The organism is Imperialibacter sp. (genome assembly GCF_040222815.1).
In the GTDB taxonomy this organism is placed as follows: Bacteria; Bacteroidota; Bacteroidia; order Cytophagales; family Cyclobacteriaceae; genus Imperialibacter.
This window is the reverse complement of the sequence record NZ_JAVKCH010000026.1, coordinates 351,434-365,379: the sequence shown is the minus strand read 5'-3', so window position 1 is coordinate 365,379 and position 13,946 is coordinate 351,434. Positions and strand designations below refer to the sequence as shown.

6 protein-coding genes are annotated in these 13,946 nt (G+C 46.7%); 1 reads left to right on the top strand and 5 read right to left on the bottom strand.

From position 1 onward, the window contains the following. Positions 1–9 precede the first annotated feature (9 nt). The gene (locus RIF36_RS15270) at positions 10–1,695 is read left to right on the top strand and encodes a sodium:solute symporter family protein (protein ID WP_350127177.1); all 1,686 of its coding nucleotides are present in this window, start codon (positions 10–12) and stop codon (positions 1,693–1,695) included. A 70-nt stretch (positions 1,696–1,765) separates the two neighbouring features. Here RIF36_RS15270 and RIF36_RS15265 read toward each other — a convergent pair whose 3' ends face one another. From RIF36_RS15265 to RIF36_RS15245, 5 genes are read right to left on the bottom strand one after another with little or no spacing between them, the layout of a single operon-like run. Then, complete coding sequence (locus RIF36_RS15265) at positions 1,766–3,133, bottom strand: vanadium-dependent haloperoxidase (protein WP_350127180.1); 1,368 nt, start codon at positions 3,131–3,133, stop codon at positions 1,766–1,768. A 31-nt stretch (positions 3,134–3,164) separates the two neighbouring features. Beyond that, positions 3,165–6,551, bottom strand: coding sequence for a VCBS repeat-containing protein (locus tag RIF36_RS15260; RefSeq protein ID WP_350127183.1), 3,387 nt, complete (start codon positions 6,549–6,551; stop codon positions 3,165–3,167). Beyond that, entirely contained in the window at positions 6,548–9,970 is a 3,423-nt protein-coding gene (locus tag RIF36_RS15255) for a VCBS repeat-containing protein (protein ID WP_350127186.1), read from the bottom strand. Before RIF36_RS15255 ends, RIF36_RS15260 begins: the two co-directional genes overlap by 4 nt. A gap of 23 nt (positions 9,971–9,993) precedes the next feature. Beyond that, positions 9,994–10,563, bottom strand: a complete 570-nt coding sequence (locus tag RIF36_RS15250; protein ID WP_152000124.1) for a hypothetical protein — start codon at positions 10,561–10,563, stop codon at positions 9,994–9,996. 10 nt (positions 10,564–10,573) lie between these two features. Further along, the gene (locus tag RIF36_RS15245) at positions 10,574–13,933 is read right to left on the bottom strand and encodes a VCBS repeat-containing protein (protein WP_350127189.1); all 3,360 of its coding nucleotides are present in this window, start codon (positions 13,931–13,933) and stop codon (positions 10,574–10,576) included. Between the last annotated feature and the right edge of the window lie 13 nt (positions 13,934–13,946).

The window sequence follows — 13,946 nt, the reverse complement described above, 5'->3', positions numbered from 1 at the left end:
TTCCTACGCATGAGCAACATTGACCTGATTGTATTATTAAGTACCCTTGCGTTCATAGTAGGGTACGGCACGCTGAAATATAAGAGCCACACCAATATTGACGGCTATTTACTTGGAGACAAAAGTTTTAAATGGGGAACCATAGGGCTTTCCGTGATGGCCACGCAAGCCTCAGCCATCACCTTTATTTCAACACCCGGCCAGGCTTACGAAAGTGGTATGGGGTTCGTTCAAAACTACTTTGGACTCCCTCTCGCCCTCATCATCGTTTCGGCAGTATTCATTCCCATCTACTATAAGCTTAAGGTATTCACTGCTTATGAATTTTTAGAAAAGAGGTTTGATCTTAAAACGAGACTCCTCGGAGCCTTTCTTTTTCTATTGCAAAGAGGGCTGGCTGCGGGTATTACCATCTATGCGCCGGCTATTATCATCTCCACAGTGCTCCACTGGGATCTTTCCTATACCATTATGCTGGTTGGAGGACTCGTGGTCATATACACTGTGAGTGGTGGAAGTAAGGCAGTAAGCATCACACAAAAACAGCAAATGGCTGTGATCATGATCGGCATGTTTGTCGCCTTTGGCATACTCATCTATCTCATTACTGAGCATGTTAGCTTCAGTGACGCCTTAAGTCTCGCCGGTAGTTTAGGAAAGCTGGAGGTGGTGAACTTCTCTTTTGACAGTGAGGTTAGATATACGTTCTGGACGGGAATCACGGGAGGCTTGTTTTTGCAGATGTCTTATTTTGGCACTGACCAATCGCAGGTATCCCGCTACTTATCGGGCAAAAATGTGGCAGAAAGCCGGATGGGTCTGATGTTCAATGCTATCCTGAAAATTCCCATGCAGTTCTTTATCCTTTTTGTGGGAGTAATGGTGTTTGTGTTTTACCAGTATAATTTGCCTCCGGTTCATTTTAAGGTGTCGAATGTAGAAATGATCGAAGGGTCGGCAAAGGCTGATGAATATCTGGCGCTGGAGGCCAAACACAGGGAGGTATTTGATCAAAAGCTAGAGGCGATCACTGACCTGCAGACCGCAAGGATTGCAAACAATGAAACCGCAATAAAAAGTAATGAAGCTTTAGTTATTCAATATCAGGCAGAGACGGAGAAGACCAGGCAAGAGGTAAAGGACCTGCTTACGTCGGTAGATGCTTCGACGGAAACAAAAGACTCCGATTATATCTTTCTGTCGTTTATTCTCGAATATCTTCCTGTGGGCGTTATTGGGCTGCTACTCGCTGTTATATTTTCTGCGGCGATGTCGTCGACGGCTTCGGAACTCAATGCGCTTGCTTCCACGACCACCGTTGATTTCTATATGAGGTTGGTAAAAAAGGATGGAGCCGAAAAACATTTCGTCCATGCGTCGAAGTTTTTCACCGCCTTCTGGGGACTGGTGGCCATTGGCTTTGCCCTTTTTGCCAACCTGGTGGAGAACCTCATTGAGGCTGTAAATATCCTGGGTTCAATATTTTATGGCAGCATTCTAGGCATATTCCTGGTCGCCTTTTTTATTAAGGTCATTAAAGGCCCTGCGGTTTTCTGGGCAGCCGTTATTTCTCAGCTTGTCGTTATTGTGCTCTTTAAAACCACCGACATTGCTTACCTATGGTACAATGTCATTGGTTGCTTCGGCGTTATCACTCTCGCTTTTGTTATCAACCTTGTTGTCAACAAGGACTGACGAAAAAAAGAAAAAGCCGCAGAATCGATTCTTCGATTCTGCGGCTTTTTCTTAGTGGTTGACTTATTTACTAATCTTTCTTTTTAGCCTCCGATAGCGAGCCTTTTCTTGTCTTCACGTTGTCGAGCACCCAACTACCCACTTGCCTGCCCTGGGTAATGCCCTCTGTGATGGCTGGCATGTAGTGAATGCCTCCGTATAAACGGCTAATGGCGGCTTCTTCACTAGCGCCAAAGAAGGAATCGAAGCTTCTGGGCTCCAGGCCGTATTCCATTTCGGTGGTATCCTGATAGCTAAAATTTTCACCGTAGAGGTCAGTCAGCACTGACGCTGCTGCGTTTGAAATAACGCTGTGGCCACTGGTGTACTCAGGGAAGGGTGGGGTTTGCAGCAAAGGCACCCAATCTTCATCCACAAATTGATTGATAACGGTTTCCGGTCGGATCAGGATGCTCCGCCATTTTTCGTCCCAGCAGGCAATGAATCCATCGAACAAGCCGATGGTCACCATTGTATACGCCTCGCTCGTTTGCATGAAGTTGGAGTCGGCTTGCTTGGTGGCAATCGCCGTAATGCCGACCCAGTGTCCGCCAGGAGTTATTTTCTTAGTGGCAAACATAGCATGGCCCTTGTGGTGAGAAACGTAGGGGTTACAGTCCCAGAACTTGGCAATATCAGTTTGCTCCTCGGTGAGATTAACACCTGTTTCGTAGACCTCCATTAGTTCCTTATAGAACTGACTGGTCTTTGCCATGTCGTAAGGGGTAGGTGGTTTCGGCACAAATTGATTACATGAGTCGAGCACCAGCGTTCTTATTTTCATCCAGTGTGGCTCTATGCCTTCCATGTAGTCTGGCGGCGTTGGTTTCCAGTAGTCTGGGTTGTCCATCACAGTGTATTTAGGAAAGGATCTGGACTGCTTGTAGTTGTCCAGCGCCACCCAATCCATGATGTGCTTGGCCATTGTTTCGCCATACTCAATGGAGTTATCAAAAACATCAGAGGGAATATCGGTTTCCTGTATTTTGTTGTAAAGCTTGTTTCTGAAAACGTCCATCTTATCCTCAGAGAATATCAGCGCTTTGCCAACGGTAAGAAAAGCATGTATAGAAGCCAGGTGCAGATCCATTTCTTTGGCAGGGTCTGGCTTCGGAGCTTCGCCCAGGCCGTTTAGTTGGCCAGCCAGCGACTGATAGTCAGGATATTGGTTGACAAGCACCTCGTAGGCAGCAATATTTGGATACACATAAATTCGGCTGGCAACCGGCGGGGAAAAAATATCGTGAACGATTATGTCAGTAAGTTTTTTGACCGACGCATGGTAGAGTTGGGGATCTTTCAGTACCTCCTTGTATTCGCCCTTTGATGTATTACAGCCATTTAGGGTTAGACCCACAATAGCCACACAGCATGTTCCTAGTAAAAAACGTTTTAACATCACTTTCTCCTTTGTTCTTCTGGGTGCAAAATTAAAAAATATTCTCGACTGTATTGTTTAACATGTAAATGACGGGCTTATCGTTGTTTCTTGCAATGACGAAAAGCAGTTTTCCCGGAAAATGTAGCGTTTTGATGTCTTTTATCTCGCCGGCGACCTTTAAACCACTTTTTCTGGCGCTGACAGGGTTGAACTTTCCTTTTCCATCCCCTAAAAGCACAAGACCCTGGCTGGCATCGTAAGTTCCGAAATAAGGCGAACTGCTGAAGCTGTTTCCACCAAGCAATATGTCAGTGTGTCCGTCACCATTGAGATCCGCTGTTTCGATAGCCGCCACGGGTGCAAATTGAGCCTGTGTCGGTAGTGGGTGAATTTTGAAACCCTGATTGTTGATGTTTTCAACCCAAACTGTTTCAAAAGTGCTGGCCTGTAGGTGGAGGCTGTTGTTCAGTGCCGTTTCGCCAAAAATTTCCTCTACCGTTTTGCCTGCAAAGTCGACATGTTTTACGAAATTCTTTTTCAAAGACGGAATTTGCTTGATCAACTCGTCTTTGGTATTCACGGTGAAAACCCCTTGTGGTGTAGAGTAGCAAAGAACCTGATCCAGAGAGCCATTCTCATCAAAATCGTTGCTATAGAGATGCATGGGGAACTCTAGCGTCGCTTTGTGACGTGTGTTTGTCCCAAGGTTACCCACTATAAAATCAGTGTCACCATCGTTGTCTACGTCAGTTAGTTTCAAAGCGCTCCACCAGCCATTAGAATGGGCCAGTCCTTCGAAATAGAGCCTGGTCAGCTGGCCCTTGTTGTTACCGTAAATGGCTATGGGCATCCACTCTCCAACGACGACGAGCTCGGGATAAGTATCGCCGTTCAGGTCGATCCACTGTGCATCGGTTACCATGCCCACTTCCCCCAACGCAGGAGCGATATCAGCGGTTGCATCGGTAAATTTGCCGGTGCCATCGTTGAGCAGCACATAGCTGAGCGGCAGCGCACCGTACTGCCCGGGTACCACCCGCCCGCCAATAAATAGATCCTGATCTCCATCCTGGTCAATGTCGGCAGCCGTGGCTACAGAACCGTGCTGATATGCATCGGGCAGTCCGTTGCTCTGATCCGTAAACCCGCCAGCTCCGTTGTTTATTAAGAGCCTATCTTTTAGATTATTACTTCGTGGTGAGAATTCATTTCCACCTGAAACGATGTAGAGATCAGGAAGGCCGTCCCCATTGGCATCAAAAAAGAGGCAATTAGTTTCCTCCATTCTCATGTTGTCGACCTGGCGAGGCAGCAGTAAGGTTGAAAAGGTAGAGTCGCTGGCCGAAACGAAGAAGGAGCTCAATGCGCCTGAAGCATTACCAATATAGAAATCATCTTTGCCGTCGGAATTAAAGTCTACCACTGCTACTTTGGGGCCTTCTTTGGAAACCAAATGAGGGATAAGAAACTCTCTATTGAAATCATTGAAATTGTTTTCTTTGTGAGTGAAGTCAATACCCAGGTCATCAGTTACGTCTATCAACAAGGGGCGTTCTTTCCGTTCAGCGGCACGGTAAAATAACTTGGCTTCAGTTTCCTCAAGCTGAATCGACCTGTTGATTTCGACCTTTGTTAGAAGCTGCGTTTTGCCACCAGGCCAAACCACTCTCAGGGAGTCAAGTGTTTTGATCTCCCCAAGGCCAAAATGTACCCACGGACTCACGGAAGATTGAAACCCCCTGCTGACAAAATTTTCCTGATAAAAAACCTTACCATCTGCGTACGCAAACAGTTTGGCGCCTATCCCAAAGGTGTTTTTCCCCTTACCCAGCGGAATTACCTTTAAGTAAGATTGTTTTGTTTTGCTGGCCGACTCAGCCGTAGTGTTTCTGTACAATGCAGCGACTTCATTGATGTTGTTGACTATGAGGTCAAGGTCGCCGTCATTGTCAAGGTCGGCGTAGGCAGCGCCGTTGGAGAGGGACGGAGCCGTCATTCCCCATTGGCTGCTTACATCAGAAAAAGTCAGGTCTTTGTTGTTTCGGAACAGGTAGTTGTGCACGGCTCCATCAGGCATTTCATCCACCAGCTTGCGGTCACTCAAATTTGGATTATTGACGAGCCCGTCTCTCAAGTCTCTATTTGAAAGAAAATTGATGTAGTCCATATCGTTGGGCCTCCTTTTGATGCCGTTCGATATGAATAGGTCTTTGTAACCATCATTGTCGTAGTCGGCGAGCAGAGGAGACCAGCTCCAGTCGGTGGCGTGAATACCAGCCAGCTGCCCGATCTCAGAAAAGCTGGGCAGTCCATCGCCCTGGACACCGTTGTTGAGCTGGAGGGCGTTTCTGGTAAACTGCCGACCGTATCCAAATTTGAGCTTGAGACTGTAGATTTCGTACGAGTCGTCGCCTGCTGATCGCTTGATAATTTCTTCATCCTCGGGGAGCATGTCCAGCGAAATGATGTCGATAAGACCGTCGTTGTTGTAGTCTGCCAAATCATTTCCCATGGAGAATCGGCTGGTATGCCCAATTGTCTGCGCTATCGACTCAGTAAAGCTGACCAGCCCAAGCGTGTCCATCCCATTATTGATATATAGGTAATCGTTTTCATTGAAGTCGTTGGAAACGTAAATATCGGGCCAGCCATCAGCGTTGACGTCGCTTATGCCTACCCCCAGGCCATAGCCGATATTGCTCGAATAGATGCCGACCTGCTTGGTGACACTGGTAAATTTTCCGTTGTCATTTTTGAAAAGCCTGTCTCCGGCGTTTCCATCGTCGTATTTGCGTAGTGTAGCCCTCCCGTAGCTTCGTTCGGTGTGCACGGAATGATTGAGCAGGTAGGCATCGAGATCGCCATCGAGGTCGTAGTCAAAAAAGGCGGCTTGTGTGCTGAAGCCGCTGAAATCCAAACCATACACTGAAGCCTTTTCGGAAAATGTAAGGTCTCCGTTGTTAATAAACAGTTGATTGGAGCCCTCGATACCTTTGTATTTGCCCAGTCTGCATTGATAAATGTCGAGAAAGCCGTCACCATTAATGTCAACCATTGTCACACCAGTCTTCCATGCGCCTGAGGCAGCCACACCGGCCTTGTCAGTAATGTCCTCAAACGTCCAGTCACCTTTATTGATGTAGAGCTTGTTGTCTTCCTGATTGGCAGAGAAATAGATATCCAGCAGCCCGTCGTTATTTACGTCACCTATGGCAACACCGCCCCCATTGTAGAAGTAGAGGTATTCGATGAGGTTGAATTCTTCGTCTTCTGTGAGGGTGTTGGAAAAGCCAATATTGGTTTGGTCAGACGAAGCCGATTCAAACAAATGAGTGGCCTTAGGCTGCCCATCGTCGCAGCCTGAGAATAGTAGGAGGCAAATGAAAGCCAGGCCTGGTAGCAGGCCATATTTTGGATGACGCAGGTACAGCATCATTTGTTAATTTCGATTGTTTTCTGCGGAATAATGACAGACGTTGGGTTGTAAACAAACATTTGCAGAGCCTCATTGTTGTTGGCTACGAGGAGCATTTGTTGGCTTCCTACCTTCATCAAGGCCATTTCCCTTGCCTGCCCCTTTAATGAGAAGCCCGACTGTTGGGCTGAAATGCTTTTGAAGCCACCCTGTCCGTTGCCTTGAAGCATCACGCCATAACTTGCATCATACCGGCCAACCTCAGGTTTAGTATCATAAAGATTTCCCGCAAGAAGAAGATCCGTCACCCCGTCCTGGTTGAAATCGTTGGCTAGAATAGCGTAGATCGGCGAAAACTGGGCTTCCTGAGGCAGTTTCACGATTTCAAAGCGTCCGTTCGATTTATTAATGAGGGCCACTGACTCCAGTATATTTGCAGTAAGCTTGGAGGCATTCGCTAATTCCTCTGAGGTGAAAATGTCTTCCATTTTCTGTCCTTTGAAGTTTTCGTATTTCAGGTATTTCTTTTTAAGACCGGGTAGCTGCATCACCAGGTCATGCTTAAGCGCTACGGGGTAGGAGAATTCGCCATTGTACTGAGTCAGTATTTGCTCCAACGACCCGTTTTGATCAAAATCACTTAGAAAGAGGTTGATGGGCTTTTGAGCAGACGCTTTGAACCTGGAATTCAGCCCATGGTTGCCAACGATAAAATCAGGTAGCTCATCGCCGTTGAGATCGGCCATTTCAATGGCGTTCCACCAACCTTCAGTATTGGCAAAACCCGCTTCGGTAGAGGTATTTGTAAACTTTCCGCCATCATTTCTGAAAAGGTTCATTGCCATCCATTCCCCAACAACCAACAAATCCTGATCACCATCTCCGTCAATGTCCGACCACACTGCGTCTGTGATCATTCCGATATTTTTAAGGCCAGGCGCTATGGTGCTGGTAACTTCCTCAAAATTTCCGTTACCATCGTTTTGCAGGAGATAACCATTGCCGGGCTCTCCATAGAAATAGGGCTTTGTTCTTATACCAACGAACAAGTCCATGTCACCGTCGCCATCATAATCAGCTACGTTCACAGTTGAGCTACTTTCAAACTTATTGGCTGGAAGTACCTGGGCAGTTCTTTCAAAGCTGCCACTGCCTTTGTTGATATAGAGACGATCAGATAGGGAAGGGGAGCTGTTTGTTACTTCACTACCTCCGCTGGCCACATACAGGTCATTCTTGCCGTCGCCATTGGCATCAAATATTGCACAATCCACATCTTCAGCACTTTTATCTTTTTCAAAAGTAAGCTTACTTTCCGACCCAAAGGTGCCATTGGGTCTCTGGATAAATAGTTCGCTGGCCATTTCCCTTGCTCCGCCAATAAACAAATCCTCTCTTCCGTCGCCATTCACGTCGCCTTTGCACATGCATGGTCCTTCTGTCGACAACATATGAAAGATCAGCCTGTCTCTATCGAAATCGACGAACAGATTCTCTTTGTGCTGATAGTCTATACTTGCCTTTACTTGATCTGCGGCAATGGCCTCAAACATCTTTTCTCTGGAATTTGAGCCAGTTTCCATTGGCTTGTTTTGTGAGGGCACTCCATCTTTCTGGCTAAGAGTCAGTGTCTGTCTGGTGGGTACATCCGTCAGTATGGTGACCGATCCACCAGGCCATTCCACAATCACCGAGTCGGCTTTGGCGGCCTTGCCCAATCCAATATTCGGACGAAAGTCGACGGTAGACTGAAACCCTCTGATGGGCATTTGCTCGATATAGTGCCTGTTTCTTCCGGCGACGACGGTGATTTTGGTACCCGTGGCAAATGTGTTGCTTCCAACACCTTCCAATTTGAATTTCAAAAAACCGTTGTCAGGATTGAAATCTTCGTTTTTGTTTTCATAGAGGAAAATGGGCATGTTCACGTTATTGACCACGAGGTCAAGGTCACCGTCGTTGTCCAGGTCGCCATAAGCCGACCCATTGGAAAAACTGGGCTGGCCCAATCCTAACTCTTTGGCTTTGTTGGTGAAAGAGTAATTCTCATTGTTCACGAAGCCGTAGTTAGGCACAGCCTGAGAAGGTATCAATTCCACCAACTGCTTGTAGTCAACTCCTTCAGACGAAATAATACGCTGTATAGTGCTTTCTTCGGTGACAAACTTAAGGAAGTCCTGATTGGTCAGGTCCTGATAAATGCCGTTGGCAACAAAAATATCCTTGTAGCCATTATTGTCGAAGTCGAAAATAAGCGCTCCCCAACTCCAGTCGGTAGCCGACACATTGGCCAGTCGCCCAATCTCACTAAAAGTATCGTCTCCGTTATTTAACTGGAGCATATTTCTGTTGAATTGGTGCCAGTATCCGTTGTCGAGGTTAAGTTGGTATTTGTCCCAGTTTTCGAAGGTGGTAACGGTTTTGATCCGTTCCTCGGCTTCAGGCAGCATATCGGTAACGAAAATGTCGGAGTAGCCATCGTTGTTAATATCGGCCAGGTCAGCACCCATCGACGCAGCACTAATGCTCCTCATTTCTGACTCAAGCACTTCTCTGAAGGTGCCATTTGCGTTGTTCAGGTACAAGTAGTCTCTTTCAAAGAAGTCGTTGGAGACGTAGATATCCAGCCAACCGTCTTTGTTGATATCGCCAATAGTAACCCCCAGGCCAAATCCAATGACGCTGCCGTAAATGCCCGCCTCAATGCTTACGTCGTTATAGCGGCCGTTATCATTTCTAAATAGCTTGTCACCACCAACGTCATCTCTTACGGGTCGTTCGTTTTTGCGAAGGTTGAAACTGCCAATCGCTTGATAAGAGTTGTTGAGTAGGTAGAGATCAAGGTCGCCGTCGTTGTCGTAGTCGAAAAAGGCAGCATGCGTTGAAAACCCCTGATCCGCTATTCCATACTCTTCAGCACTTTCTTTGAAAACAGGAAGTCCTTCCGCATCAGGCCCCTGGTTGATAAACAGCTCATTTTGCTTGTTGTCGCCCTTTATATCGCCTGAGTTACAGACATAGATATCTATAAGGCCATCGCTATTAACATCGGCAAGACTTACGCCAGTGGACCACGCCTTAGTGCCCGCTACGCCCGCTGTTTCCGTTACATCTTTAAAGATAAAGTTTCCCTGATTGAGGTATAGCTTGTTGGGCAGCATATTGGCTGTCAGGTAGATGTCAATCAACCCATCATTGTTCATGTCCCCCAAGCCTACACCGCCTCCGTTGTAGTAGTTTCTGTAGGTATAAATGTTAAATTCTTTCGTGAAAGTAAGGTTGTTTTCAAAGTCAATACCGCTTTCGCTACTTTTCACTGTTCTGAAGAGGGTAGGTGCGGCATTGTCCAACTCCTGCTGACAGGCGATAGTAAACACCAATGCCGTAATTGGAACCACACGGGTAAGGAATAAACTCTTCGCTGTTTGGTACTTGGTCATTTTACCTTCTTTTTAAGGGACTACTAATTCTCTTCCTGTTTTTCTAATTCAGTGACGACTTTCATATCAGAGAACACCGCCTGCACAAACTGATCATCTCGAATAAACAAATTGATTCTTCGTCTTCCGTCTATTTTTGCATAAATCTTGCCTTGATTCGGGTGGTTAACCACCTGAAAACCGTCGCCGTACCAGACCTTAAACTGTTCATACATTTCCTCCAGCAGCACATCCGACCAATACTGCTTATTCCATGGAGCCCAGGCCTCATAGGTGAAGGTGACGGGCATCTCGTAGATCTTTTCGTCATGAAATGAAGGATAGAACCTCATTATCACAGGCGCTTTGAATTCATCTTTGAGTTCGTATTGCACACTTGTAGCACCTGTGCCATGGGCAAAAAGCTTTTTCTGATTCATTTCAGAACAATACTGAAAGAACTCTTTGCGATCCATGCCAAAATGGAAGCCCAGGAAAAGGCTGTCATAGTTTTCTTTCCTGGTTTTGCTGCCAACTGAAGAGTCGCATGAAAAAAACAACGTTGCACTCAAAAATGCACAGGTTACTATTACTCCAATTGATCTAAATTTCATTTTCATCATCTTAATAACTATAAAACTCCGGGACGTCATTGTTTTTCCCCACTACTATCATTTTTTGTTTTCCCACTTTAATTTTTTGCGCTGACCTGATTTCTCCCCTGGTGTGTATGCCGGACTCGGCACCTTTCAATGAGGTAAGGGTTCCTTTTCCATCACCTTTAAGCATCAAGCCATAGCTGGCGTCATAAATCCCCGTCTCAGGCTTTGCCCTGTATTGATTGCCACCCAAAAATACATCCAAATGGCCGTCATTATCAAAATCCTCAACAAGCAGGCTGTACACCGGTGCGAATTGAGCCTCCAGCGGAAGCGGTTGCGAGCTAAACTGCCCATTGCCTTTGTTGAGAAGTAACTGAGAGGAGAGGTCATTGACTTGCAGAATGATGGAATTTGAAATTTGCTCGGAAGTAAATGCTTCATCCATGCCCTGGCCAACGTAGTTTTTGAATCGCAGGTATTTCTTTTTCAGTACGGGTATTTGCATCACCATGTCTGTTCTCATGACTAATGGCAGCTCCTTACCGCCGTCATAGCGGGTAAGTATTTGCTCCTTAGAACCGTTTTTGTCAAAGTCATTGATATACATCGAAATTGGCTCAAACTGACTTGCTTTGAACCTTGAGTTCAAGCCATGGTTGCCCACTACAAAGTCAACCAGACCGTCTTCATTAAAATCACCTGCAGCAACTGCATGATACCAGCCGCTGGAGCCAGCAAGGCCAGACCTATCAGAGGCCTCAATGAATTTTCCATTTCTATTGAGAAATACCCTTATGGGCATCCAATCTCCAACGACTACTAAATCCACGGCTCCGTCGTTGTCCAAGTCGCTCCACAGCGCATCAGTGATCATGCCAATGCTGGTGAGGTCGGGCGCAAATTCAATCGTGACATTCTGGAATATGCCCTGGCCGTCGTTGTTGAGCAGGTACCCATTTTTTTGTTCTCCATAAAACCCGGGAGTCATTCGCACACCTACAAAAAGGTCGTTGTCGCCGTCATTGTCATAGTCCATCGCTCTAACCACCGATGTGCTTTCCAATTTAGCGCTGGTGGGCAGAATTTGCTGGCTCTTTACGAACTGGCCTTTTCCTTTGTTGATGTATAAGCGATCTACCAAAGCAAGGGAGATGTTGGGTACTTCGTTGCTGCCGCTGGTGACATACAAATCGGGTAAATTGTCTCCATTGGCATCGAAAAATGCACAGCCGGTATCCTCAGCTTCTTTGTCGCCATCAAAAACCAGACTCGATGTTTCCTGGAATTCACCGTCTTTGGCTTGTCTGAATAACCTGCCGCTTTGGCCTTTCGCACCTCCGATGTAGAAGTCGTCCTGCCCGTCGCCATTGATGTCGGCCACACAGGTGCAGGGCCCTTCATTGGAAAGCATATTGAATAGCAGCCGTTCCTTGTCGAAATCGACAAACGAACTTTCGACATGCATGAAATCCACTCCTGGAGGTAAAGCTTCCATAGTGAATACAGTTGTATGCAGGCCGCTAGTCGCCAGGTTTGGTTTTTTAACGGCGTCTGCCTGAAAGAATTCAACCGTTTTGTCGGGGGAGAGGTTTCTCGCAATAGATATTGTTTCATTGGGCCATTCCACCACCAGCGAATCGATCATATCGATTGGGCCGAGTCCGAAATGCAAACGATAGTCGACTGACGACATGAACCCCCGCATAGGCGAAAGCTCCTGATAGAACACCTGACCTTGGCTAAAAAGCGTCACTTTTGAGCCTACCGCAAAGTAGTTCTGTTGTTCGCCACGCAGCGAGACGGTCAGGCTGTGGTTTTCCGGGTGCTGTTCTTTGGTGTTGTTTCTATACACAAAGGCAGGCATGTTCACATTATTGAGTACGAGGTCGAGATCTCCATCGTTGTCGAGGTCACCATAGGCAGAGCCATTGGAAAAGGAGGGGAGGGCTAATCCCCACTGGCTGGCAAAGTTTTCGAAATGCAGGTTGCCTGTGTTTTTGAAAGCATAGTTTGACACCTTGTTGGACGGAATAGAGTCAATTAGTTGCTTAATCACATTGCTTTTCTGTTGAAGGATACTCCTTACTACCTCCGGGTCTCCGATGAAGTTGACATAGTCCTGGTCGAGGAGGTCTTTGCCAATGCCATTAGCAACGAAGATGTCTTTTAGGCCATCATTGTCCATGTCAAAAATCAGGGCGCCCCAGCTCCAGTCGGTGGCATGTGTGCCTGTTAGCCTTGAAACTTCGGAGAAGCTCAACTTTCCATCTGGCCCGATTCCGTTGTTAAGCTGAAGAACATTTCGGCTAAATTGGTGGTAGTAGCCCTGTTCGACACCTACCTGATATTTATCCCACTTTTCGAACTGGGTGGTGGTTTTGAGCCTGGCGTCGTCTTCAGGGAGCATTTCAGTCACAAAAACTTCAGGTAGGCCATCGTTGTTTATATCGGCCATATCGGCACCCATTGAGCCCATACTAAGCTCTCTGATGTAGCTTTCCAGGTCTTCGGTAAAGGTGCCATCCTGGTTATTGATATAGAGATAGTCTTTTTCAAAGAAGTCGTTCGATACGTAAATGTCAGGCCAACTGTCTTTGTTGAGGTCGCCTATCGTTACGCCCAACCCAAAGCCGATGGCACTGGTGTAAATACCTGCTTGTTGGCTTACATTGGTGAATTTCCCGCCATCATTTCTGTAGAGTTTGTTTCCGCCATCAAGGTCAGGAATATTTCGCTGCCCTTTTCTAAGGTCGTACCCACCAACGGTGCGGATGCTGTTATTGAGAAGGTATAGATCGAGGTCACCATCTTTGTCGTAATCAAAAAATGCCGCATGCACCGAGAGTCCGACATCCGCTATCCCATAGGCCGCAGCCTGGTTGGTAAAATGCGGACCGTTTACGGTATCGCCGTCGTTGATCAGCAGCTCATTGCTTCGATTGGGACCTCCCGATGGCCCGGACTTGCAAAGGTAAATATCCAGCCAGCCGTCTCCGTTGATATCGACCAGGCTTACACCAGTAGTCCATACTTCCGAGCTTGCGATACCTGCTTTGTCCGAAATATCTTCAAACGTAAAATTTCCTTTGTTCAGGTAGAGCTTATTATCCACCAGATTGCCTGCGAAAAACACGTCGATGAGCCCGTCATTGTTGACATCGCCCAGGCCTACGCCGCCACCGTTAAAGAAATTTCTAAAGGTATAGGGGTTGAGTTCTTCCGTGTACGTCAGTTCATTGTTAAATTCGATGCCTGTGGAACTGGCATCAAGAAGCGAAAATAGGGGAGTAGCCTGATTTGGCGATTCAGCTACCTGGTTGCAGGCATTTAACAATGCCGCAATCAAAATAAGATAAACAAATGTCGACCGAATTGATTTCACTTCCCCTCTGTCT

Bases quoted from the DNA above. Each gene is read 5' to 3' on its own strand.
- RIF36_RS15270 (WP_350127177.1), top strand. From the start codon at position 10: ATGAGCAACATTGACCTGATTGTATTATTAAGTACCCTTGCGTTCATA.
- RIF36_RS15265 (WP_350127180.1), bottom strand. From the start codon at position 3,133: ATGTTAAAACGTTTTTTACTAGGAACATGCTGTGTGGCTATTGTGGGT.
- RIF36_RS15260 (WP_350127183.1), bottom strand. From the start codon at position 6,551: ATGATGCTGTACCTGCGTCATCCAAAATATGGCCTGCTACCAGGCCTG.
- RIF36_RS15255 (WP_350127186.1), bottom strand. From the start codon at position 9,970: ATGACCAAGTACCAAACAGCGAAGAGTTTATTCCTTACCCGTGTGGTT.
- RIF36_RS15250 (WP_152000124.1), bottom strand. From the start codon at position 10,563: ATGAAATTTAGATCAATTGGAGTAATAGTAACCTGTGCATTTTTGAGT.